Source organism: Polaromonas sp. Polasp52 (genome assembly GCF_059491565.1).
In genome coordinates this window covers 2,473,823-2,494,751 of sequence record NZ_CP168513.1, presented here as the reverse complement: position 1 = coordinate 2,494,751, position 20,929 = coordinate 2,473,823, and the positions used below count along the sequence as shown (strand labels likewise).

Genomic DNA, 20,929 nt, shown 5'->3' with positions numbered 1-20,929 from the left:
CTTAATCATTCATAAAAACGGAATGACTAAGACATTTTGCTGGCCTTCCTTAAATAGAAGATGAAACCTACATTGGAGGCTCTTCTTTCGCTCCTCTTTCGCCCTCATCCACTTCACCAAGGACATCGCCATGAACACCGCTTCTTCTGGGCCTTCCGCCAGCCTTCCCGCCACCCGCCGCCAGCTGCTGGCCAGCGCCGCCACCCTGGGCGCGGCGACCGCCGGCCTGCTGGCTACCGCCTCACCGGCGCTGGCCGCCGCGCCCGTGGGCAACGAAGGTCGGGTGCCCGGTTTTACGGCACGCGATGCCAAGGTCAACGGCACGACGATTCATTACCGCGTGGGCGGCAAAGGCCCGGCCGTGGTGCTGCTGCACGGCTATGCCGAGACCAGCCATATGTGGAACCCGCTGATGCCGCTGCTGGCCAGGACCCACACGGTCATCGTGCCCGACCTGCGCGGCGCCGGCGGATCGGCCAAGCCCGAAGGCGGCTACGACAAGAAGAACATGGCCGTCGATATTCACGAGCTCGTGAAGTCGCTGGGCATCAACAGCGCGGCCATCGTGGGCCACGACATCGGCCTGATGGTGGCCTATGCCTATGCCGCGCAGTTCCCCACCGAGACCAGCCGCGTGGTGCTGATGGACGCCTTCCTGCCCGGCATCGGCAACTGGACCAACGTGTGGCTGCTGCGCGACCTGTGGCACTTCCATTTCCACGGCACGACGCCGCTGGCGCTGGTCAAGGGCCGCGAACGCACTTACTTCGAACACTTCTGGAACGACTTCGCGGCCGACGCCAAACACTCGATACCCGAAGCCGACCGGCGCGTGTACGCCAAGGCCTATGCGCAAGAAGGCGGCATGCGCGCGGGCTTTGAGTATTTCAAGAACTTCGAAAAAGACGCGGCCGACTTCGCCGCCCTGGGCAGCACCAAGCTGGCCATGCCCATGCTGGTGCTCTCGGGCGAAAAAGCCGGCGGCACTTTCCTGATCGAGCAGGGCCGGCTGGTGGCCGACGACGTCAAGGGCGTGGTGGTGAAAGGCTCAGGCCACTGGCTGATGGAAGAGGCGCCCGACCAGGTGATTCCTGAACTGCTGCAGTTCCTGAACTGAGCGAAGACGGCTTCAAGGCCGGGGCCGCGCGCAGCGCGGCCTTTTTTATTTTGCCGCTCGCCGCGTGCGTGCGGCTTTGGGCTTTGCGGCTGCCAGTTCATGCGGCTCCAGGAAAAACTGCGTGTTGCCCACCAGCCGCTCGACAGCAAGGTCGATGAAGGCGCGCGCCCGCGCCGGCTGCGCGTTGCGGCTGCCGTAATACACATGCAGGCCCAGGTGTTCGGTGACGTGCTGCGTGAGCAGCGGCACCAGCAGGCCGGCGCGCACCAGCGGCGCGGCGGTCGCGCCTATCAGCTGGCCTATGGCCTGGCCGGCGACGACGGCGCGGGCTTCGAGGTCCACGTCGTTGCTGAGGAAGGAGGTCGCGACAGTGCGGGCCACCACTTCTTCCCCCACCTTGAATTCCCAGGGCATGGTCTTGCCGGTGCCCGTGTGGTGAAAGCCGGTGCAGCGGTGGTGGGCCAGGTCTTCAATGGTCTGGGGCGCGCCGTTCCGCGCGATGTAGGCCGGTGAGGCGCAGACGACGAGCTGCAGCGGCAGGATGCGCCGCGAGATGATGCCGCCCTCGGGCGGCGAGCCGGCGCGAAAGCCGACGTCGACGCGGTCCTCGACCCAGTTGCCTATGCGGTCGTCCATCTGGATGTCGGGCTCGACCTGCGGGTAACGGCGGCAGTATTCCTCGAGCACCGGCCACAGCACCTCCAGCATGATGGAGCGCGGCGCGGCGATGCGCAGCGGCCCGGCGATCTCTTCGCGGCCGCGGCGTGCGCCGTGCAGGGCGCGCTGCAGGGTGGACAGCCCGGGCTGCGCGGCCTGCAGGAACTGCTGGCCTTCTTCGGTCAGGCTCAGGCTGCGTGTGGTGCGGTGAAACAGGCGCACGCCCAGGTGGCGCTCCAGCTGCACCAGCGCCTGGCTCGCGGCCTGCGGCGTGATGGCCTGGGCCGCGGCGGCCTGGCGCAGGCTGCCGAGTTCGGCCGCCTTGACGAAGGTGGCAATGGCGCGCAGCTCATTCAAGGCCATGCGGTTTCTCCCGGAGGTGGATGGCGATTGTCACGATTTACTTGATTATGAACCCAGCGACTGCTCGCTATTCAACGCCTAATGAAAATCCTACATTGCCCTCCTCAACAACTTTTTTTCAAGGGGCAGGGCCATGAATGCAAAGACGGATTTCAAACGTGTGTGGATGATCACCGGCGCGGCGCGCGGCATAGGCGCGCGCATCACCGAAGCGGCGCTGGCACGCGGCGAGGCGGTGGTGGCGACTTCGCGCGATGCGGCTTCGCTGCAAAAGCGCTTTCCTGTCAGTGACGCGTTGCTGGCGCTGCCGCTGGACGTGACCGACGAAGCCCAGGCGGCCACGGCGGTGCAGGCCGCGCTGGCGCGTTTCGGCCGCATCGACGTGCTGGTCAACAACGCGGGCTACGGCCTGCTGGGCGCGGTAGAGGAAGCCACGGCCGAGGAGGTGCGGCGCCTGTATGACACCAATGTGTTCGGCCTGCTGAATGTGACGCGCGCCGTGCTGCCGGCCATGCGCGCGCGCCGCAGCGGCCACGTCATCAACATTTCCTCGCTGGGCGGCTACCAGTCGGGCCCGGGTTTTGGCGTGTACTGCTCGACCAAGTTCGCGGTCGAGGGCCTGAGCGAAGCGCTGCACGGCGAGCTGGCGCCGCTGGGCATCCATGTGACGGTGGTGGAGCCGGGTTATTTCCGCACCGACTTCCTGGACAGCAACTCGCTGGTCGTGTCGCCGCGCATCCTGGACGACTACGCCGCCAGCGCCGGCCAGGTGCGCGCAGCCGCCACGCGCATCAACCACAACCAGCCCGGCGACCCGCTGCGGCTGGCGCAGGCCATGCTGGCGCTGGTGGACGCAAGCGCGCCGCCGCTGCGCCTGCCGCTGGGCACCGACACGCTGCAAACGATTGCGGACAAGCATGCGTTTGTGAACGCTGAACTGAAGGACTGGAAGGTGCTGGCCGCTTCGACGGATTTCCCCCAGGAAGCGCTGGCGGCCTGAGCTGCCGGTGCGCAAATAAAAAGGGCCTCGCGAGAGGCCCTTTTTTTGGGGTGCGGCGAAGATCACGCCGCGCAGGGGGCCAGCTTCTTCGCCGGCCACATGCGCACCGCCAGCGCCGCGACACCGGACACCGCCGCCATCACACACACGCCCTGCCAGCCGGCCCGCGCCAGCACCACGCTGCCCAGCCAGGCGCCGCTGGCCATGCCGCTGAACATGCCGATAAACAGCACGGCATTGAGACGGCTGCGCGCGGCGGGCTCTATGCTGTAGATGATGGTCTGGTGCGCGATCAGCGTGGCCTGCGCGCCCAGGTCGAACACCACGGCGCCCAGGGCGACCAGCCACAACTGGTCGGGGCCGGCGGCCATGGCGATGAAGGCGGCGGCCACCAGCGCCGCGCCCAGCCGGGTCACGACTTCCGGGCCTTTGCTGTCGGCCAGGCGGCCGGCCAGCGGCGCGGCCAGCGCACCGGCGGCCCCCGCCAGGCCGAAGGCGCCGGCCGCGCCGCTGCCCAAATTGAAAGGTGCGGCGTGCAGCATGATGGCCAGGGTGGACCAGAAGGCGCTAAAGCCTATGCTGATCAGCCCCTGGGCCAGGGCTGCACGGCGCAGCGCGCCGTGGCGCTTCCACAGCGTGGCCAGCGAGCCCAGCAGCGCCAGATAAGGCAGCTGGGTGGTCGGCGCAAAGCGCGGCAGGCGCCGCCACACGGCAATGCCCAGCAGCGCGATGCTGAGCGCCGCGGCCACAAACATGCTGCGCCAGCCGAGCTGCTCGGCCACGACACCGGCCACCACGCGCGACAGCAGTATGCCCAGCAGCAGGCCTGTCATCACAGTGCCCACGGTTTTGCCGCGCTGGGCTTCGGGGGCGAGCGTGGCGGCGGCCGGCACGATGTCCTGCGCCAGCGTGGCCGCCAGGCCGATCGCCAGGCTGGCCAGCGCAAGCACCGCGACCGAGGGCGCACTCGCGGCCAGCAACAAGGCCAGCACCAGGGCCGCGGACTTGCCGAGGATGATGCTGCGGCGGTCATAACGGTCGCCCAGCGGTGCGAGCAGCCCAATGCCCAGCGCATAACCCAGCGTGGTCAAGGTGGGCACCAGGCCTATGGCGGCGGGCGTGGATTTGAATTCGGCAAGCAACAGGGCCAGCATGGGCTGGCTGTAATAGAGCGAAGCCGCGCCCAGGCCGGCACCGGTGGCGAGCAGGAGGATCAGCGACAACGGCAGCGCCGGCGCGGCGTGGTCATGCGTATAAAGAGTGGAAGTCATGGCAAGAATCCAGGTTTGAAGCAGGATGCGAGTATGCAGTTCGGGTTTTGCGCTGTGAAGGCGGCTATTGGGCACAATGGTCATACGCCAAACGCATGCAAGAACGCAGAACGGACACCCATGAAAACCGCGCCGGACCGGATTGAACTGATGCAGACCTTTGTGCGCATCGTGGAGGCGGGCAGCCTGTCGGCCGCCGCCGCGCAGATGAACGCCACACAACCCACTGTGAGCCGGCGCCTGCAGGCGCTGGAGCGATCCCTGGGGCTCAAGCTGCTGCAGCGCTCCACCCACGCAATGAAGCTGACCGAGGACGGCGAGCGCTGCTTCAGCCGCGCCAAGGAGTTGCTGGGCAACTGGGACGCCTTTGAGGCCGACCTGCGCGGCACCCAGGAGGTGCCGGAAGGCACGCTGCGCGTGGTGGTGCCGCACGCGCTGGGCCAGCAGCAACTGGTGGGGCCTGTGGTCGACTATTTGCGGCGCCACGAGCGCGTGACGGTGGAATGGCTGCTGCATGACGGCACGCCGGACTTCATCGCCCAGGGCATCGATTGCGCGGTGCATGTGGGCGCGGTGGAAGACCCTTCGCTGGTGGCCGTGAAGATCGCCGAAGTCAGGCGCATCGTGGTGGCCGCGCCGTCGCTGCTGCAGGGCAGGCCGCCACCCCTGCAGCCGGCCGAGCTGCAGGCCCTGCCCTGGCTGGCGCTGCAGACTTTTTACCGCAACGAGGTGGCGCTGACGCGCCGCCACGCCGGCCGGGACAGCGAGGACTACCGCTTCGCGATACGGCCGCGCCTGGGCACGGACAGCCTGTTCGCGCTGCGCAATGCCACGCTGCTGGGCCTGGGCGCGAGCATCGCCTCGACCTGGCTGGTGGCCGACGATGTGGCTCAGGGCCGGCTGCTGCACCTGGCGCCCCAATGGTGCGCCGCGCCGCTGCCGGTTTACCTGATCTATCCCTATTCGAGTTTTTACCCGGCCAAGCTGCGCCGCTTTGTGGAGGCGCTGCGCGAGGGCCTGCCCCCGGGGATGGGCCTGCCGACGCGGCCGGAACCTATGGGCATCGCCTGAGCGGGCGCGGCTGCCGGGCTAAACCCGGGCCGTGTCCACAGCCTGCTGTTGCAGCCAGGCGGCAAACACGTCCACTGCGCGGTTCGTGTTGGCGGTGGCCGAGCGCTGGCACAGGTAGTAGCCGCGGCCGGTGGGAACACAAATATCAAAAGGCAGGACCAGCTGGCCGCTGCGCAGCTCGCTCTCGATCAGGCAGGGCTGGATGACGATGGCGCCCATGCCGGCGGTGGCCGCGACGATGAGGTTGTTGCCAAGGTCAAAGCCGGGGCCCAGCGCGGGCAAGGTTTTTTTCACGCCCGCGCCTTCCATCCAGACGGCCCAGTTGCCCGGGTAGTTGATGTGATGGAGCAGGGGGCGCGTGGCCAGGTCCGCCGGCTGCCTGAGGTTGCGCGCCAGCGCGGGTGTGCAGGCCGGCATGATCTCCTTGCCCAGCAGGTAGCGCCCCTGGATTCCGCGCGGCCACTTTTTGCCGGGCCGCTTGAGCGCGATCCACAGGTCGACGTCATCGCGCGTGAAGTCTTCATCAAAGCGGAACTGGCGCAGTTCCACTTCGATGCCCGGGTTCGAGGACTGGAAGCCGGCCAGCCTGGGAACCAGCCAGCGCGTTCCCAGGGTCGGCAGCACACTGACCCGGACCTTGCGCTGTGCGGGCGCACCGCCGAACTGCGTGACCGCCGACTCCAGCCCGGCCACATGCACTTCCACCAGTTTCTGGAATTCACGGCCGCGGGCCGTGGGCACAACGCCCGTGGCTTGCCGGTCGAACAGGCTGCAGCCCAGCCTTTGCTCCAGCCGCAGGATGGCCTGGCTGACGGCACCCTGGGTGACGGAGAGAACCTCGGCCGCGCGGCGAAAACTGCCGAGCTGGCAGACCCCGAGAAAGGCGTGCAGCTCGGCCAGCGAAGGCGACTTGAACTTCATGGGGCATATTAGATCATCTAATCACTTGCTTTGAAATTGTCGTTTGCCCTGCGGCGGCCGCGGCTGCACACTGCGGCCCATGAGCAACACCACGCCCGTCAAAGTCATCCATCCCGCCGGCGATCCCATCGCGCTGGTCTGCGATTCACCGCACAGCGGCACTTACTATCCGCAGGACTTCGACTTCGCGATCGAGTTGCAGCAGCTGCGGCAATGCGAGGACACGCTGGTCGAGCAGCTGTGGGACGCCGCCCCGCTGGTGGGCGCGACGCTGGTGCACGCGACCTTTCCACGCAGCTACATCGACACCAACCGCGCTGAGGACGACATAGACCTTGCGATGCTGGACGGCGAATGGTCCGGGCCGGTGGCGCCCTCCGATCGCTGCCTGCGGCTTGGCAACGGCCTGGTCTTCAGCAAGACGCCGACGCTGGAGCCGATCTACAGCCGCCGGCTCCACGCCCGCGAGATCGCGCAGCGGATTGAAAGCTGCTGGCGGCCGTACCGCCGCGCGCTGGCCGATGCGCTGGCCGGCGCAAGCACACGGCAGGGCGGGTGGTGGCACCTGAACCTTCATTCCATGCCCAGCAATGCCTATGCGCGCCTGGGACTTCCCGAGAAGCCCCTGGCCGACATCGTGCTGGGCAACCTGCACGGCGCGAGCTGCGACGCGGCGTTTGTGGATGTTGTGGGCGAAGCCTTCCGGCGGCATGGTTACACCGTGGCACTGAACGATCCGTATGCGGGCCAGGACCTGGTGCGCAGCCTGGGCCGGCCCGCGCTCGGGCAGCACAGCCTGCAGGTCGAGATCAACAGGGGCCTTTACCTCGACGAAAAAACACGTGAGCCCAAGCGGCGGTTTCCTGAACTCAGGAAGCGCATTCACCTGGTGCTGCAGGACATCGCGAATTACATCAGGGAAGAAACCATTCGGGCCGAACGCAAGGCCAAGCTCAAGGACACAGCATGACACTCATCCGCAGCCGCAGGCAGGTTCTCGGCATGGCGGCCGGCGCTGCCGGCGCGATGGCCTGCCCGGCCTTCAGCCAGGCGCGCGCCTGGCCCAACCGGCCCATCACATTGATCGTGCCTTTTCCGCCCGGCGGTGCGGTGGATATTTCGGCACGCGCCATCTCCGACAAGCTCGGCAGGCTGCTCGGCCAGCCGGTGGTGATCGACAACAAGGCCGGTGCGGGCGGCGCCATAGGCACCGGCATAGGCGCGAAGGCCGCGCCCGACGGCTACACGCTGGTCGTCACCTCGCAGTCGACCCATGTGGTCAACCCCGCGGTGTCAAGCAGCCTGCCGTATGACGCGGTCAACGATTTCGCCTACATCACGCTGATCGACAGGCTGCCCAATGTGCTGGTCGCCAGCGCCAAGCTGCCCGTCAAGAACTTTGCCGAGTTTGTGCGTTACGCCAAGGCCAATCCGGGCAAGCTGAACTACGCCTCGTCGGGCAACGGCTCAGTCGCGCATCTGAGCATGGAGCTGCTCAAGGCCAAGCTGGGCCTGTTCATCACGCACATTCCTTACCGGGGTTCCGGGCCGGCGCTGACGGATTTGCTGTCGGGGCAGGTCCAGCTCACCTGGAACAACCTGTCATCCAACCTCGGCATGCTGCAGAACGGAAGCCTGCGCGCACTGGCCGTCGCGGCGCCACTGCGCGTGCCGCAGCTGCCGGATGTTCCCACCTTTGACGAGCTCAAGCTGCCCGACCTGAACCTCACCTCGTGGACGGGGCTGGCGGCGCCGGCAAAGACGCCGGAGCCCATCATCCAGACGCTGTATGACGCGATGCGCAGCATCCTGCGCGACAAGGACACGCAGGAACTCTGGCGAAAGCGCGGCGCCATGCTTCCCGAGAATGTGCGGCCGGCCGAGTACCGGCAGGAAGTGATTCAGCGCATCCAGTTCTTCAGGAACGTCGCGCAGGCCAACAAGATTGTGCTGGACTAGGGCCTTGCGCATGAATCACCGCCACCCTGGCGTCACGCCCCAGCCGGACGGCTGACACCCACGCCTTTCCCCAGAATTTGCCGCCCGCCGAAGACGAAATCTTCAGCGGCCTGGGCGAACTTTGCCCGCGAAAACCCCAGCGGCGGTGATGAATCTCCGCCATCGATAAAACTTTTGAGGAGTGAGGGATGAAACTGAAGATGATCTGCCTGGCCGCGGTGGCCGCCGGCGCAATAACACCCGTGGCCGCGCTGGCGCAAAGCACGGTGACGATTTACGGCAGGATGGACACGAGCTTCGAGAACTCGAAGACCGGCTCCATTTCCCAGACCTTGATCACGGGCAATGCCTCCCGGCTGGGCTTCAAGGGCGTCGAAGACCTGGGCGGCGGGCTCAAAGCGCTGTTTGGGCTCGAGATGGGAATCTCTTCCGACACGGGGGCATCAAGCACGCCGATGTACCGCAACTCTTATGTTGGGATAGGCGGCGATTTCGGTGTCGTCAACATCGGCCGCATCGATTCGGCCGCGCCCAGCCGCACGCCGATTTACGCCATCCTGAGCCGCAATGTGGAGTACGTGATCCACGATGCGGGCGCCACCGCCATAGGCACCTCCATCTTCAACGCTCGCACGCGCGTCTCGAATGCCATCGGCTATGCCAGCCCGGTCATCGGCAATGTTGTGTTCCGCGCCGGCCACTACCTCAACGGTGAAGGCTTGGCGGAAGCCCCGGCCGGCCCGATACGCTTTGAGGGCGACTACAAGCAGACCGATGTGTCCATCAGCTACGGCGAAGGCGGCGGGCCCTTGGGGCTAGGCTTGGGCTACGGCAGCGACAGCAAGCGCGGCGGCGCGCTGCTCAACGACTTCAGGAACAAGTGGATGCTGGTGGGCTCTTACGACTTCGGGGAAGTGCGGGCCTGGGCGGTTTACAACCGCGACAACTTCGTGGGCGGCCCGCTGTCACGCAGCAAGGTCGATGCGCAAATGATTGGCGCGTCCTGGGACCTCACGCCCACCAGCAAGGTCATGGCCAACTACATCCGCAAGGACGTGCAGAGCGATCCGGCCGCCAAGCTCAAGCGCTTCCAGGCAGGCTACTCCTACAAGATGAGCAATCGCACATCGCTCTACGCCTTTTATGACCGCCAGGACCCGAACAACCGCGTCGCCAACGACGTGATCCGGGTTTACGGGGTGGGTATCCAGCACAACTTCTGAGAACCCGGATCAGCTTGGCAGGGCCTGCTTCTCGCACAGGCCTTTCTCCACCATATCGATCACGCGCTGGCCGATCTGCTGCATCTGCGGGCCCATGAGCGGGCCCAGCGGTCCGTCCACGACCAGCATGGCCAGGCCGTGCACCGCCGACCAGGCCAGGAACTCGGCGCCGGGGCGGCGCTCGGGCGGCAGCAGTCCGGCGCCCACCAGTTTGTCGATGGCGGCGCCCAGCAACTCAAAAGGGTCCAGTCCGCTTTGGCCTTTGCGCTCGCTGTCCGCGGGCGCGCCCTGGGCTCTTTCCTTCAAATCATCCGACGGGCCGAAGGCCGTGCGGAACAGCCCGCTTTCGGCCTGCGCAAAACGCAGGTAGCCGGTGCCGACCGCGCGCAGGTTGGCACGCGCGAATTCGGCGGGCGATAGATCCGGGGGCAGCGCGGCCAGCTCGGCCTCCATGGCACGGGCCACGGCCGCCAGCGCGACGGAGCGCACCGCATAGAGCAGGACCTGGCGGCTTTCGAAATGACGATAGGCCGCATTGGGCGCAACGCCCGCGCGGCGCGTGGCTTCGCGCAGCACCACGGCCTCGGGCCCGCCGGCGCGGGCCAGTTCCACGGCGGCATCCAGCAGGGCGCGCCGCAAGTCCCCGTGGCGGTAGGTGCTGCGGGGTGGCGGTATCTGGGGCGCGCTCGACATGGCTTGTTACTTATTTATGTGGACAGCGTTCATTATCTTTGCTATTCTTTTGTGGACGGTGTACACAATACCGCTGATCCGGCCACCGTGCAAGACCCCGGATCCTGGATTTCCCCTCTGGCAAACACTTTTTCAAGAAGGACGAGCATGCAGAAAATCACCCCCTTCCTGTGGTTCAACGACCAGGCCGAGGAGGCCATGAACTTCTATGTCTCCATCTTCAAGAACTCGAAGATCACCATGCTCAGGCGCTACGGCAAGGAAGGCCCAGGGCCGGAAGGCTCGGTCATGACCGGCAGCTTTGAGCTCGAGGGCCAGGAATTCATGGCGCTCAACGGCGGCCCGCATTTCAGCTTCACGCCGGCGATCTCGCTGTTCGTGGACTGCAAGACGCAGGAGGAGGTGGACGAACTCTGGGACAAGCTCTCGGCCGGCGGCGCGCCCAACCAGTGCGGCTGGGTGCAGGACAAGTTCGGCCTCTCCTGGCAAATCATCCCGACGGTGCTCGGCGAAATGCTGGGCGACAAAAACCCGGCCAAGGCCGGCGCCGCCATGAGCGCCATGCTCAAGATGCGCAAGATCAATATCAAGGACCTCAAGGAAGCCTACGACAGGGCCTGAGCAATCCCCACGCCGTTTATCCAACCCGCCATTCATCCAAGGAGAGATCCCCGTGAGTACCAAGATGTTTGTGAACCTGGCCGTGAAAGACCTGGACAGGTCGGTGAAATTTTTCACCGCGCTGGGCTTCAGGTTCAACCCGCAATTCACCGACAGGAACGCCACCTGCATGATCGTGAGCGAGGAAAATTTTGTGATGCTGCTGGTCGAGGACTATTTCAAGACCTTCACGCCCAAGCCGGTGATCGACGCGCGCAAGAGCACCGAGGTGCTGATCTGCCTCTCGGCGGACAGCCGCGAGGCCATCGACGCGATGGTCCGCAAGGCCGTGGCCGGCGGCGCCACCACACCCAGCAAGGCGCAGGACCACGGTTTCATGTACCAGCACGGCTTTGAAGACCTGGACGGCCACATCTGGGAGCTGGTTCACATGAACGTTGAAGCCCACGCCGCGCAAAAGAACGCCTGAAACCCCCACCCCCACCAATCCCCATCAACCCTTTTCCACCAAGGAGCCCACCATGCTGGTCCAGTCCTACCTGTTTTTCAACGGCCGCTGCGAAGAGGCCATCAACTTTTACCGCAAGGCGCTGGGCGCCGAAGTGAAGATGATGATGCGCTTCAAGGAAAACCCCGAACCCATGACCGAGGGCTGCGGCCCCGGCGGAGCCGCCATTCCCGGCGACAACATCATGCACGCCTGCTTCAGGATAGGCGAGAGCGAAGTGATGGCCTCCGACGGCATGGGCACCGGCCAGCCGGAGTTCAAGGGCTTTTCGCTGTCGCTGACCGCGGCCAGCGACGCCGAAGCCAATCGCCTCTTCAACGCACTGGCCGACGGCGGCAAAGTGGAAATGCCCATCATGAAAACCTTTTACGCCTCGTCCTTCGGCATGGTGGTCGACCGCTTCGGCGTGTCGTGGATGGTGATCAAGCCCCTGCCCATGCCCTGAGGCGGCGGCACATGCAGTTCCTTTTGATCATCAGCCACGACGCGGCCTTCGCGCCTACACCGGCGCTGGTCGCCGAGATAGGCGCCTGGGTCCGCGACATGCAGGGCCGCGGCATCCTGCAGCACGGCAACCCGCTGCGCCCGCCTGGCGACGCGATGACGGTGCGGGTGCGCGGCGGCAAACGCAAGGTGAGCAGCGGCCCCTTCACCGACAGCGCGGAAAAAATGGCGGCCTACGGGCTGATTGAATGCGCCGGCATGCAGGAGGCGATCGACATCGCGGCCGGCCACCCCATGGCCCGCGCCGCGACCATCGAAGTCAGGCCGGTGTGGTCCGACCTGCCGCGCATGGCCGCGTAAAACTCACAGCATGGAAAGAAGCCCATGAAGCTTTATTACTCGGACACGCTGAACCCGCGAAAAGCCTGCGCGGTCGCCAGGCACTTGAAGCTGCCCGTGGAATTCATCCACGTCACGCTCGAAAAAGGCGAGCACCGCACGCCGGAATTCTGTGCGATGAACCCGAATGCCAAGGTGCCGGTGCTGGTCGACGGCGAGCTGGTGCTGTGGGAATCGAACGCCATCATGTGCCACCTGGCCGAAAAAGCCGGCTCGGATTTGTGGCCGCGGGACGAACGCCGCATCGAGGTGCTGCGCTGGCTGATGTGGGACGCGACCGAGTTCGCGCCGGCCGCCGCCACGTTCTATTTTGAGCACATCATCAAGCCGCGCTTTTTGCGCAGCGAAGCCGACCCGGCCGAAATCGCCAGGGTGACACCAGCCTTCGAACGTTACGCCGGCGTGCTGGAGGCACACCTCAAAGGCCGCGATTACCTGGTGGGCAACGCGCTGACGGTGGCCGACTTCGCGGTGGCCATCACCTTCCCCTATGCCGAAAAAACCCGCGTGCCGCTGCAGGCTTTTCCGGAAATCCGGCGCTGGCATGCGCAGCTCAACGAACTGGCGGCCTGGCGCGAGCCTTTTCCCGCATTGCGGGCCGCTGCGGCCGCGTGATCCGCCGCGGAATCAATAAAGGCCGGCGAACGCTTGGCGCATGCGCCGGCCTGTGCAGCCTACGAGCTGTTGGCGGCTTAACGGGCCGGTGCGGGAACGATCACGACCGTGTCACCGGTCTGGCCGGTCTGGCCAGTCCTTCCGGTATTGCCGGTGGCACCGGTTGCGCCCGTGGCACCCGTCGCGCCTTCGTAGCCGGTAGAACCGGTTGCGCCCGTCGCACCGGTGGCGCCGGTCGGGCCGGGAATGCCTACGCCCGCACCCGTGGCGCCTTTGGCACCATCGGTACCGGAAGCGCCAGTGGCCCCCGCAGGGCCGGCGGGGCCGGGAACCGTGACAACGGCGGCGGGCGGTGCGACAACCGTGCGCTCACAAGCGCTCAGGGCCAGCGTGCCGGCAACTACGGCTAAAAGCAGGGGGTATTTCATAAGAGGTCCTTGGTGAGAAATTCGCACGGATAGCGTGCGCCAACAGTTCGTTCCCAGGGCCTGTCACCAGGACCTGACCGTAAACTGTTTTTTTTACGGACCATGTGCATGAAACCGATATCGGCCACAACGCTTTGCCGGAGCACAAACATCCGGAAACCGCGCAGCGGTCGCCGTATGCCTGGCTGCCTTGAAAGAATCATTTCCGATGCAGACAACAGGATGAATGTCCAAGTTACCCATGGACGGCCGGGCATGCTGTAGGACGGGCCCACGACAGCCTGTCCCGAATCAGCGGCAGCGCGCCCTCACAAACGGCCGCGCCGCGCAGAAAACCCCTGGCGGGCATTTTTCACCCGCGCTCTATAGAATGATCCGGGTCTCTTCCGGCACCAGTCTTCCGGTGCCACCTTCATCAGGATGCCGCGTGCAAGCCAATCCCATTATTTCGATACAGCAACTCAGCAAAACCTACGCCTCGGGCTTTCATGCGCTCAAGTCCGTGGACCTGGAGATACGCCGCGGCGAGATTCTCGCGCTGCTGGGCCCGAACGGCGCGGGCAAGACCACCCTGATCAGCATCATCTGCGGCATCGTCAGGCCCAGCTCGGGCACGGTGACCGCCGACGGCCACGACATCGTGCGCGACTACCGGGCCGCCCGCGCCAAGATAGGCCTGGTGCCGCAGGAGCTGTCGACCGACGCCTTTGAAACCGTGTGGTCCACCGTGAGTTTCAGCCGCGGCCTGTACGGCAGGGCGCCGAATCCGGCCTATATCGAAAAAGTGCTGCGCGACCTCTCCCTGTGGGACAAGAAGGACAGCAAGATCATGACGCTCTCGGGCGGCATGAAGCGCCGGGTGCTGATCGCCAAGGCGCTGTCGCACGAGCCGACCATCCTCTTTCTGGACGAGCCCAGCGCGGGCGTCGACGTCGAGCTGCGCAAGGGCATGTGGCAAATGGTGCGCGACTTGCGCGACAGCGGCGTGACCATCATCCTGACCACGCACTACATCGAGGAGGCCGAGGAAATGGCCGACCGCATAGGCGTGATCAACAAGGGCGAGCTGATCCTGGTCGAAGACAAGGCCGTGCTGATGCGCAAGCTCGGCAAGAAGCAACTGAGCCTGCAACTGCAGACGCCGCTGCAAAACATTCCGGCCGCGCTGGCCGGGCTGCCGCTGGAGCTGGCCCAGGAAGGCCACACCCTGGTCTACACCTTCGACTCGCAGACCGAGGAAACCGGCATCGCGGCCCTGCTCAGGCAGCTGGCCGAACTCGGCATCGACTTCAAGGACCTGCATTCGAGCGAGAGTTCGCTCGAGGACATTTTCGTGAGCCTGGTGCATGCCGGCCAACCCGCCACCCAGAAGGAGGCCGCATGAACTGGCACGCCATCCGCGCAATCTACCGCTTTGAAATGGCGCGCACCTTCCGCACGCTGATGCAGTCCATCGCCTCGCCGGTGATCTCGACCTCGCTCTACTTCGTGGTGTTCGGGGCCGCCATCGGCTCGCGCATGGGCGACATCGAAGGCATACGCTACGGCGCCTTCATCATCCCCGGCCTGGTCATGCTGTCGCTGCTCAACGAGAGCATCTCCAACGCCGCCTTCGGCATCTACATGCCGAAATGGTCGGGCACGATTTACGAGCTGCTGTCGGCGCCGGTGTCCTCCATGGAGGTGGTGATGGGTTATGTGGGCGCCGCGGCGAGCAAGTCCGTCATGCTGGGCCTCCTGATCCTGGCGACGGCGCGGCTGTTCGTGCCTTATGAGATTGCCCACCCATTCTGGATGCTGTGCTTTTTGCTGCTGACGGCGCTGACCTTCAGCCTGTTCGGTTTCATCATCGGGCTGTGGGCCGACAACTTCCAGAAGCTGCAGGTCGTGCCGCTGATGGTGGTGACGCCGCTGACCTTTCTGGGCGGCGCGTTTTACGCCATCAACATGCTGCCGCCGCTGTGGCAGAAGATCGCCCTGTTCAACCCGGTGGTCTACCTGATCAGCGGCTTCCGCTGGAGTTTTTACGGCGTGGCCGATGTCAATGTGGGCCTCAGCGTGCTGGCCATCCTGGGCTTTCTGGGGCTGTGCCTGGGCGTGGTGTGGTGGATCTTCCGCACGGGCTGGAAGCTCAAGGCCTGAGAAAGCTTGGGAACACGGCGGGCGGCCACGGCTGCCGGGCCGGCGGCGTGCTTGAAGCAGGGGCAGCCGGCCCCATATGGTTTCTTTGAAAATCTCACGCCAGAAAGGCCTCGCCATGTCTGCCGACTCCGCTGCAGGTTCCGCTACCAGTCCGATCCTCGAGGCCAAGCCGCTCGGCTTCCCGTGGGCCACCATCGACCCCTTTCTCTTTTGCGCTTATCACGACGACGCCTACCCCCGCGCCAATGCGCAGATGGGCCCGGACGCTTCGCTGGCCGGGCGCGACATCGGCCAGGACTTCAGCCGCAAGGACGGCTGGAGCATGTACCACGGCGAAAAGATTCCCGGCTTTCCTCCGCACCCGCACCGCGGCTTTGAAACCGTGACGGTGGTACGCAAGGGCCTGATCGACCACTCCGACTCGCTGGGTGCGACCGCGCGCTTCGGCCGGGGCGACGCGCAGTGGCTTACCGCCGGCAAGGGCATCGTGCATGCCGAGATGTTCCCGCTGCTGGACGAAAAGAATGACAACCCGCTGGAGCTGTTCCAGATCTGGCTGAACCTGCCGGCGCGCAGCAAGATGAGCGAGCCGCACTTCACCATGTTCTGGGGGCAGGATATTCCGCGCCTGACGGCCACCGATGCCGATGGCCGCACGACCGAAGTCGCCGTGGTGGCGGGCCGGCTGGCGGGCGCCGGTGCGCCCCTGCCACCGCCGCCGGACTCCTGGGCGGCGCAGGCCGATGCGGACGTGGCGATCTGGACGATACGCATGGCGCCGGGCGCCCGCTGGGAGCTGCCCGCGGCTGGCGGCGACGGCACGCGCCGTATGCTGTATTTCTTCAAAGGCACGTCCATTGAAGTCGCCGGCCGGCAGCTTGACCAGCATGCGGCGCTGGAGCTGCGCGCCGGCGAGGCCGTGGCGCTGCGCAACACCGGCGCCGCAGAGGCGGAGTTTTTGTTGCTGCAGGGCAAGCCCATCGGCGAGCCGGTGGTGCAGTACGGGCCGTTCGTGATGAACACGCAGGCCGAGATCGCCCAGACCATGGCCGACTACCGGCGCACGCAGTTCGGCGGCTGGTCGTTTGCCGACGATGCACCGGTGCATGGCCGTGAGCCGGCACGCTTTGCGCGCCACCCAGGCGGGCGGGAAGAAAAACCAGCCGGCGGCTGAGCACAGGGCGGCGTTCGCCGCCGCCCTGCCTGCGCGGCTCTTGTGAAAATCCGCTGAAAGGGGACACCCGTTTGGTATCCCCGCCGCCTGCAGGATTTGCCGCAAACTTCTACACTGCGGCATCCTGAAGGAGCCCGCATGGACAAAGACCCCAGCCACACTGCCGTGAAGCAGGCGCTTGATAGCTTGAGCACCCGGTTTTTCCGCGCGGTGTCATTTGAGCCTGGCGACAAACCGGCCTACAAGGACATCCACGGCCTGTTCATTGCCACCGGCCTGCTGATCAAGAACACGGCGGCCACGCCCGAGATCTCCAGCGTCGCCGAATTCATCGCGCCGCGCCAGGCGCTGGTGGACAGTGGGGCGCTCACACGCTTCAAGGAATGGGAGCTGTCGGAAATCACGCAAATCTTCGGCAACATCGCCCACCGCTACAGCGCCTACGGCAAGGCCGGGACGCAGGGCGGCCAGGCTTTTGAGGCGCGCGGCGTGATCTCCACGCAATTCGTCAAGACACCTGACGGCTGGAAGATGAGCGCCATGGCCTGGGACGACGAGCGGCCCGGCCTGTCGCTGCCGGCTGAGTTGCTGGGCGGCTAAGCCCCCAGACCCGGCCGCTATGGCGCGGTTCAGCGCGCGGCGCGGCGGTCCCAGCACAGCGCGGCCACCAGCACCAGGCCGCCGACCAGTCCCAGGTGCTCGAGGAATGAATTGCGGTTGTGGAATTGCTCCATGCCGCCCATGGCCCAGAACGGGTGGCCTATGAACGTGGCGACCACCGTGAACCCGGCCAGTGCGAGCGCGCCCAGCGCCGCCCACAGGCCGCGGCCGAACAGCATCAGCGCCGAGCCGGCCAGCTGCGTGATGAGCACCGCGGCGGCGAACACGGGTGCCGGGTTGAGGTCGAAATGCGCGGCCTCGCCGATGGCCGCGTCGAAATTGAGCAGCTTGGAGACGCCGCTGTAGACAAAGGCGACCGCCAGCAACAGCCTGGCGGCCCGGAGCGCCGGTGTTGAAATGGGCGGCTCGTGTGTGTTCATGGTGTTCTTCCTGCCAGGTATTGTTTAAAGCCAGCACGCGCAACCCAGCGCGCCCCAAAAGCTTTTTTCGTCGGACACCGGCGCATGGCCCAGCCAGCTTTGGGTGTGGCCGTGCCCGTGCACCGCGCAAGGCTTGGCGCAGCAGTCGGCAAAGGGCTGCATCGCGCGCGCGGCGCGGCCGGCCGGCTGGCCACCCGCCGCGGGTTCGCGCCAGTAGCCGCCGAAGGCGTTTGTCGGCGCCCAGTCGTTGGCGGCCTTGGGCATGGGCGGCGCAAGGCTTGCGAAACCGCCGTCGCCATGCACGATGCGGCCGCCCACCACCGTCAAGTGCGAGACCAGGTCCTTGATGTCGGACTCCGGGATGCCGAAGAAGTCGCGCGAGGGCACGATGAAGTCGGCGAGCTGGCCCACCTTGATCTGGCCTTTTTTCCCCTCGGCGTTGGCGAACCAGGCGCTGCCGCTGGTCCACAGCCGCAGCGCGGTGTCGCGGTCCAGCAGGTTGTCGGGCCGGTACAGCGTGGTGCCGCCCAGCGTCTTGCCGGTGACCATCCAGTACAGGCAGACCCAGGGGTTGTAGCTCGCGACACGGGTCGCATCGGTGCCGCCGCCCACGGGCAGGCCGGCGTCCAGCATGCGGCGGATCGGCGGCGAGTGCTCGGCGGCCCCGGCGCCGTAGCGCTCGATGAAATATTCGCCCTGGTAGGCCATGCGGTGCTGCACGGCGATGCCGCCGCCCAGCGCCTTGACCCGGTCGATGTTGCGCGGGCTGATGGTTTCGGCATGGTCGAAAAACCAGTGCAGGCCGTTGAAGGGAATGTCGCGGTTGACCTTCTCGAAAGTGTCGAGCGCGCGCCCTATCGACTCGTCATAGGTCGCGTGCAGGCGGAAGGGCCAGCGCTTTTCCACCAGCAGGCGCACCACGCGCTCGAGTTCGTCCTCCATGCTCGCGGGCAGCTCGGGCCGGGGCTCGCGGAAATCCTCGAAATCGGCCGCGGAGAACACCAGCATTTCACCGGCGCCGTTGTGGCGCAGCATGTCGGTGCCGGACAGCGGCGGCAGCATGCCTGTCCACTGCTTGAAGTCCTCGGCCTCCTGTTTGGGCCGCTGCGTGAACAGGTTGTAGCCTATGCGCACGGTGAGCTCGCCGGCATCGCGCAGCTTCTCTATCACACGGTAGTCCTCGGGATAGTTCTGGAAGCCGCCGCCGGCGTCTATCACCGAGGTGATGCCGAGCCGGTTCAGCTCGCGCATGAAGAGCCGGGTCGAGGCCTCCTGCGCATCCGGGTCCAGCTTGGGGCCCTTGGCCAGCGTGGCGTAAAGAATCATCGCATTGGGTTTGGCCAGCAGCAGGCCGGTGGGATTGCCCTGGGCATCGCGCGCGATCTCGCCGCCGGGCGGATTCGGCGTGTCCTTTCCGTAGCCGACGGCGCGCAGAGCGGCACCGTTGAGCAGGGCGCGGTCATACAGGTGCAGGATGAAGACCGGGGTGTCGGGCGCGGCCGCGTTGATTTCCGCGAGCGTGGGCAGGCGCTTTTCGGCGAACTGCTGCTCGGTGAAACCGCCGACCACGCGCACCCACTGCGGCGCCGGCGTGCGCGCCGCCTGCGCCTTGAGCATGGCCATCGCATCGGCGAGCGAGGGCACGCCGTCCCAGCGCAGCTCCATCGCGTAATTGAGGCCGGCGCGTATCAAATGCGTGTGGCTGTCATGCAGGCCGGGCAGGGCGGCCGCGCCGCCCAGGTCGACCACCCGTGTCGCGGCGCCCGCGTGGCGCATGGCGTCTTCATGGCTGCCCACGGCAATGAATGTGCCGCCGGCCACGGCCACCGCGGCGGCCACCGGGTTCTGCCGGTCCAGGGTGGTGAAGCGGCCGTTGGTGAAGACAAGGTCGGCGGTGGCGGGAGGGTTCATGGGGTTTTCCGTTGGGTTGGGGGCGTCAGCGCCGCGCGAACAGCCAGGGGTGCAGCAGCCGCGTGTAGGGCGGCATGACCACCCAGACCACCAGGGCCACGATGACGGCCGCCAGTATGCCGTGCGCCACGCCATACAGGCCCAGCACGGGGACGGCCTTGAACAGCGGCCCCATGGCCCAGGGCACGACCATGGTCAGCGGCCAGATGACCGAGGTGGTGATCAGCCACTGCTTCCAGGCCGCGGGCTTGGCCGGCGCCTCTGCACCAGCCGCCGCTTCAGGGGGGAACAGGAAATCGATGCCGCTGCCCACGCTGACCTGTTCACCGGCTTGCAGATGCGGCTGCACCGCCTCGAGCAGGCGCGCGCGTTCCGCCGACTGGTACCAGCCGTTGAGCTGCTCCGTGGTGGCAAAGCGCACCACGATGAGATAGTCAGCGCCGCCCCCGGACGGGCGAACCACATGCACGCCCTGGTGGCCCGGATAGGCCGACGCGGTGCGCATGGTCTCGGCCAGCCAGCCGTCATACGCGGTGCGCGCGCCGGCGCGCACGCGGTGGCGCACCACAAGGCTGACGCTTTCGGAGGACGGGCCGGCCGGCTCGCCGGTGCTGTTCGCGCTGTTCATGGCGCTTTCAGCCCAGCTTGCGCGCGGGCATCTTGTGCACGTGCGTGATCGCGTAGTCCACGCCCGATCCATAGGCGCCGGAATGCTCCATGACGATGCCCGTGGTGCCCGCATAGGTTTCCTTGCGCGCCCAGTCGCGCTGCATTTCGAGCAGGAACTGCTGCCAGGTGATGGGCACGGCGCCGGCCTGGATCATGCGCTGCACCGACATGTTGTGCGCCGCCACCGAGGTGCCGCCGGAGGCGTCTTCCACAAAATACACCTCGTAGCCGTCGGCCATGGCCTCCAGCGCGGGGAAGTTCAGGCAGACCTCGGTCCACAGCGCCGCGAGCACCAGTTTTTTGCGGCCGAATTTTTTCAGCTCGGCCTTCACGCCCGCGTCGTCCCAGGTGTTCATGCTGGTGCGTTCAAAAATCCGGTTGTCGGGCAGCACCGCCAGCAGTTCGGGCCAGATGTTGCCCGAAAAGGACTCGGTTTCAACCGAGGTCAGCACCGTGGGGACCTGGAACACCTTGGCCGCCTTGGCCAGGCCGATGACGTTGTTCTTCAGCAGCTGCCGGTCGATGTTGGCCACGCCAAAGGTCATTTGCGGCTGGTGGTCGATCAGCACCAGCGCGCAGTTCTGGGGGGTGAGCAGTTCGAGTTTTCCTTGAGCCATGGCGAGTCCCTTGAAGGAGTGAATAAACAAGCCTGGAATGCTAAATTGCAGCCAATGGGTTGACTAGACTGTGTTTTAGAACCAAA

At 65.9% G+C, this 20,929-nt stretch carries 24 protein-coding genes; 15 read left to right on the top strand and 9 right to left on the bottom strand.

Going from position 1 to position 20,929, the window contains the following annotated elements:
• Positions 1-130 precede the first annotated feature (130 nt).
• Complete coding sequence (locus ACEN9P_RS11705; protein ID WP_495622039.1) at positions 131-1,117, top strand: alpha/beta fold hydrolase; 987 nt, start codon at positions 131-133, stop codon at positions 1,115-1,117.
• A 45-nt stretch (positions 1,118-1,162) separates the two neighbouring features.
• Here the strand turns inward: ACEN9P_RS11705 and ACEN9P_RS11700 are convergent, their stop codons facing one another.
• Entirely contained in the window at positions 1,163-2,137 is a 975-nt protein-coding gene (locus tag ACEN9P_RS11700) for a LysR family transcriptional regulator (protein WP_495622038.1), read from the bottom strand.
• A gap of 133 nt (positions 2,138-2,270) precedes the next feature.
• On the opposite strand from ACEN9P_RS11700, the gene ACEN9P_RS11695 reads away from it, so the two are divergent.
• On the top strand, positions 2,271-3,137 hold the full coding sequence (locus ACEN9P_RS11695; protein WP_495622037.1) for an oxidoreductase: 867 nt from the start codon (positions 2,271-2,273) through the stop codon (positions 3,135-3,137).
• A 62-nt stretch (positions 3,138-3,199) separates the two neighbouring features.
• On the opposite strand, the gene ACEN9P_RS11690 is transcribed toward ACEN9P_RS11695, so the two are convergent.
• Positions 3,200-4,408 carry an MFS transporter gene (locus ACEN9P_RS11690; protein WP_495622036.1) on the bottom strand — a complete coding sequence of 403 codons (1,209 nt, stop codon included), beginning with the start codon at positions 4,406-4,408 and terminating at the stop codon, positions 3,200-3,202.
• Between the two features lie 120 nt (positions 4,409-4,528).
• On the opposite strand from ACEN9P_RS11690, the gene ACEN9P_RS11685 reads away from it, so the two are divergent.
• Complete coding sequence (locus ACEN9P_RS11685) at positions 4,529-5,479, top strand: LysR family transcriptional regulator (RefSeq protein WP_495622035.1); 951 nt, start codon at positions 4,529-4,531, stop codon at positions 5,477-5,479.
• An 18-nt stretch (positions 5,480-5,497) separates the two neighbouring features.
• Here the strand turns inward: ACEN9P_RS11685 and ACEN9P_RS11680 are convergent, their stop codons facing one another.
• A complete protein-coding gene (locus ACEN9P_RS11680; protein ID WP_495622034.1) occupies positions 5,498-6,400 on the bottom strand; it encodes a LysR substrate-binding domain-containing protein in 903 nt (300 codons plus the stop codon).
• A gap of 79 nt (positions 6,401-6,479) precedes the next feature.
• Here ACEN9P_RS11680 and ACEN9P_RS11675 point away from each other — a divergent pair, with 79 nt between their 5' ends.
• From ACEN9P_RS11675 to ACEN9P_RS11665, 3 genes are all read left to right on the top strand, one after another.
• A complete protein-coding gene (locus ACEN9P_RS11675; protein ID WP_495622033.1) occupies positions 6,480-7,370 on the top strand; it encodes an N-formylglutamate amidohydrolase in 891 nt (296 codons plus the stop codon).
• Entirely contained in the window at positions 7,367-8,359 is a 993-nt protein-coding gene (locus ACEN9P_RS11670) for a Bug family tripartite tricarboxylate transporter substrate binding protein (RefSeq protein ID WP_495622032.1), read from the top strand. The genes ACEN9P_RS11675 and ACEN9P_RS11670 overlap by 4 nt, the downstream gene beginning before the upstream one ends.
• Positions 8,360-8,547: 188 nt before the next feature.
• A complete protein-coding gene (locus ACEN9P_RS11665) occupies positions 8,548-9,582 on the top strand; it encodes a porin (protein WP_495622031.1) in 1,035 nt (344 codons plus the stop codon).
• Positions 9,583-9,591: 9 nt separating this feature from the next.
• On the opposite strand, the gene ACEN9P_RS11660 is transcribed toward ACEN9P_RS11665, so the two are convergent.
• A complete protein-coding gene (locus tag ACEN9P_RS11660; RefSeq protein ID WP_495622030.1) occupies positions 9,592-10,275 on the bottom strand; it encodes a TetR/AcrR family transcriptional regulator in 684 nt (227 codons plus the stop codon).
• Between the two features lie 147 nt (positions 10,276-10,422).
• Here ACEN9P_RS11660 and ACEN9P_RS11655 point away from each other — a divergent pair, with 147 nt between their 5' ends.
• The 5 genes from ACEN9P_RS11655 (at position 10,423) to ACEN9P_RS11635 (ending at position 12,862) form a co-directional block, all read left to right on the top strand.
• Entirely contained in the window at positions 10,423-10,896 is a 474-nt protein-coding gene (locus tag ACEN9P_RS11655; RefSeq protein WP_495622029.1) for a VOC family protein, read from the top strand.
• A gap of 64 nt (positions 10,897-10,960) precedes the next feature.
• Entirely contained in the window at positions 10,961-11,365 is a 405-nt protein-coding gene (locus tag ACEN9P_RS11650; RefSeq protein ID WP_477662279.1) for a VOC family protein, read from the top strand.
• Positions 11,366-11,417: 52 nt separating this feature from the next.
• Complete coding sequence (locus tag ACEN9P_RS11645; protein ID WP_413328824.1) at positions 11,418-11,849, top strand: VOC family protein; 432 nt, start codon at positions 11,418-11,420, stop codon at positions 11,847-11,849.
• A gap of 11 nt (positions 11,850-11,860) precedes the next feature.
• Positions 11,861-12,208: a YciI family protein gene (locus ACEN9P_RS11640; protein WP_477662225.1), complete on the top strand. Its 348-nt coding sequence runs from the start codon at positions 11,861-11,863 to the stop codon at positions 12,206-12,208.
• Positions 12,209-12,232: 24 nt separating this feature from the next.
• Entirely contained in the window at positions 12,233-12,862 is a 630-nt protein-coding gene (locus ACEN9P_RS11635; RefSeq protein ID WP_495622028.1) for a glutathione S-transferase family protein, read from the top strand.
• A 77-nt stretch (positions 12,863-12,939) separates the two neighbouring features.
• Here ACEN9P_RS11635 and ACEN9P_RS11630 read toward each other — a convergent pair whose 3' ends face one another.
• On the bottom strand, positions 12,940-13,290 hold the full coding sequence (locus tag ACEN9P_RS11630; RefSeq protein WP_477662223.1) for a collagen-like protein: 351 nt from the start codon (positions 13,288-13,290) through the stop codon (positions 12,940-12,942).
• Positions 13,291-13,717: 427 nt separating this feature from the next.
• Here ACEN9P_RS11630 and ACEN9P_RS11625 point away from each other — a divergent pair, with 427 nt between their 5' ends.
• From ACEN9P_RS11625 to ACEN9P_RS11610, 4 genes are all read left to right on the top strand, one after another.
• Positions 13,718-14,674 (top strand): ABC transporter ATP-binding protein, encoded by a 957-nt coding sequence (locus ACEN9P_RS11625; protein WP_495622027.1) that lies wholly within the window; start codon positions 13,718-13,720, stop codon positions 14,672-14,674.
• Positions 14,671-15,432 carry an ABC transporter permease gene (locus ACEN9P_RS11620; protein ID WP_477662221.1) on the top strand — a complete coding sequence of 254 codons (762 nt, stop codon included), beginning with the start codon at positions 14,671-14,673 and terminating at the stop codon, positions 15,430-15,432. Before ACEN9P_RS11625 ends, ACEN9P_RS11620 begins: the two co-directional genes overlap by 4 nt.
• Before the next feature lie 115 nt (positions 15,433-15,547).
• Positions 15,548-16,606, top strand: coding sequence for a pirin family protein (locus tag ACEN9P_RS11615; RefSeq protein WP_477662220.1), 1,059 nt, complete (start codon positions 15,548-15,550; stop codon positions 16,604-16,606).
• 138 nt (positions 16,607-16,744) lie between these two features.
• Positions 16,745-17,206, top strand: coding sequence for a hypothetical protein (locus tag ACEN9P_RS11610; RefSeq protein ID WP_495622026.1), 462 nt, complete (start codon positions 16,745-16,747; stop codon positions 17,204-17,206).
• A 29-nt stretch (positions 17,207-17,235) separates the two neighbouring features.
• Here ACEN9P_RS11610 and ACEN9P_RS11605 read toward each other — a convergent pair whose 3' ends face one another.
• Genes ACEN9P_RS11605 through ACEN9P_RS11590 form a run of 4 tightly spaced genes read right to left on the bottom strand, consistent with a single transcriptional unit; the run spans position 17,236 to position 20,843 of the window.
• Positions 17,236-17,646: a DoxX family protein gene (locus tag ACEN9P_RS11605; protein WP_495622025.1), complete on the bottom strand. Its 411-nt coding sequence runs from the start codon at positions 17,644-17,646 to the stop codon at positions 17,236-17,238.
• A gap of 24 nt (positions 17,647-17,670) precedes the next feature.
• Positions 17,671-19,557, bottom strand: a complete 1,887-nt coding sequence (locus ACEN9P_RS11600) for an amidohydrolase (protein WP_495622024.1) — start codon at positions 19,555-19,557, stop codon at positions 17,671-17,673.
• A gap of 25 nt (positions 19,558-19,582) precedes the next feature.
• Positions 19,583-20,185 carry an antibiotic biosynthesis monooxygenase gene (locus tag ACEN9P_RS11595; protein ID WP_495622023.1) on the bottom strand — a complete coding sequence of 201 codons (603 nt, stop codon included), beginning with the start codon at positions 20,183-20,185 and terminating at the stop codon, positions 19,583-19,585.
• A gap of 7 nt (positions 20,186-20,192) precedes the next feature.
• Positions 20,193-20,843 carry a hydrolase gene (locus tag ACEN9P_RS11590; RefSeq protein WP_477715882.1) on the bottom strand — a complete coding sequence of 217 codons (651 nt, stop codon included), beginning with the start codon at positions 20,841-20,843 and terminating at the stop codon, positions 20,193-20,195.
• Between the last annotated feature and the right edge of the window lie 86 nt (positions 20,844-20,929).

What these genes read in the sequence shown, in the direction of transcription:
- ACEN9P_RS11705 (WP_495622039.1), top strand. Translation starts at nt 131, where the DNA reads ATGAACACCGCTTCTTCTGGGCCTTCCGCCAGCCTTCCCGCCACCCGC.
- ACEN9P_RS11700 (WP_495622038.1), bottom strand. Translation starts at nt 2,137, where the DNA reads ATGGCCTTGAATGAGCTGCGCGCCATTGCCACCTTCGTCAAGGCGGCC.
- ACEN9P_RS11695 (WP_495622037.1), top strand. Translation starts at nt 2,271, where the DNA reads ATGAATGCAAAGACGGATTTCAAACGTGTGTGGATGATCACCGGCGCG.
- ACEN9P_RS11690 (WP_495622036.1), bottom strand. Translation starts at nt 4,408, where the DNA reads ATGACTTCCACTCTTTATACGCATGACCACGCCGCGCCGGCGCTGCCG.
- ACEN9P_RS11685 (WP_495622035.1), top strand. Translation starts at nt 4,529, where the DNA reads ATGAAAACCGCGCCGGACCGGATTGAACTGATGCAGACCTTTGTGCGC.
- ACEN9P_RS11680 (WP_495622034.1), bottom strand. Translation starts at nt 6,400, where the DNA reads ATGAAGTTCAAGTCGCCTTCGCTGGCCGAGCTGCACGCCTTTCTCGGG.
- ACEN9P_RS11675 (WP_495622033.1), top strand. Translation starts at nt 6,480, where the DNA reads ATGAGCAACACCACGCCCGTCAAAGTCATCCATCCCGCCGGCGATCCC.
- ACEN9P_RS11670 (WP_495622032.1), top strand. Translation starts at nt 7,367, where the DNA reads ATGACACTCATCCGCAGCCGCAGGCAGGTTCTCGGCATGGCGGCCGGC.
- ACEN9P_RS11665 (WP_495622031.1), top strand. Translation starts at nt 8,548, where the DNA reads ATGAAACTGAAGATGATCTGCCTGGCCGCGGTGGCCGCCGGCGCAATA.
- ACEN9P_RS11660 (WP_495622030.1), bottom strand. Translation starts at nt 10,275, where the DNA reads ATGTCGAGCGCGCCCCAGATACCGCCACCCCGCAGCACCTACCGCCAC.
- ACEN9P_RS11655 (WP_495622029.1), top strand. Translation starts at nt 10,423, where the DNA reads ATGCAGAAAATCACCCCCTTCCTGTGGTTCAACGACCAGGCCGAGGAG.
- ACEN9P_RS11650 (WP_477662279.1), top strand. Translation starts at nt 10,961, where the DNA reads ATGTTTGTGAACCTGGCCGTGAAAGACCTGGACAGGTCGGTGAAATTT.
- ACEN9P_RS11645 (WP_413328824.1), top strand. Translation starts at nt 11,418, where the DNA reads ATGCTGGTCCAGTCCTACCTGTTTTTCAACGGCCGCTGCGAAGAGGCC.
- ACEN9P_RS11640 (WP_477662225.1), top strand. Translation starts at nt 11,861, where the DNA reads ATGCAGTTCCTTTTGATCATCAGCCACGACGCGGCCTTCGCGCCTACA.
- ACEN9P_RS11635 (WP_495622028.1), top strand. Translation starts at nt 12,233, where the DNA reads ATGAAGCTTTATTACTCGGACACGCTGAACCCGCGAAAAGCCTGCGCG.
- ACEN9P_RS11630 (WP_477662223.1), bottom strand. Translation starts at nt 13,290, where the DNA reads ATGAAATACCCCCTGCTTTTAGCCGTAGTTGCCGGCACGCTGGCCCTG.
- ACEN9P_RS11620 (WP_477662221.1), top strand. Translation starts at nt 14,671, where the DNA reads ATGAACTGGCACGCCATCCGCGCAATCTACCGCTTTGAAATGGCGCGC.
- ACEN9P_RS11615 (WP_477662220.1), top strand. Translation starts at nt 15,548, where the DNA reads ATGTCTGCCGACTCCGCTGCAGGTTCCGCTACCAGTCCGATCCTCGAG.
- ACEN9P_RS11610 (WP_495622026.1), top strand. Translation starts at nt 16,745, where the DNA reads ATGGACAAAGACCCCAGCCACACTGCCGTGAAGCAGGCGCTTGATAGC.
- ACEN9P_RS11605 (WP_495622025.1), bottom strand. Translation starts at nt 17,646, where the DNA reads ATGAACACACACGAGCCGCCCATTTCAACACCGGCGCTCCGGGCCGCC.
- ACEN9P_RS11600 (WP_495622024.1), bottom strand. Translation starts at nt 19,557, where the DNA reads ATGAACCCTCCCGCCACCGCCGACCTTGTCTTCACCAACGGCCGCTTC.
- ACEN9P_RS11595 (WP_495622023.1), bottom strand. Translation starts at nt 20,185, where the DNA reads ATGAACAGCGCGAACAGCACCGGCGAGCCGGCCGGCCCGTCCTCCGAA.
- ACEN9P_RS11590 (WP_477715882.1), bottom strand. Translation starts at nt 20,843, where the DNA reads ATGGCTCAAGGAAAACTCGAACTGCTCACCCCCCAGAACTGCGCGCTG.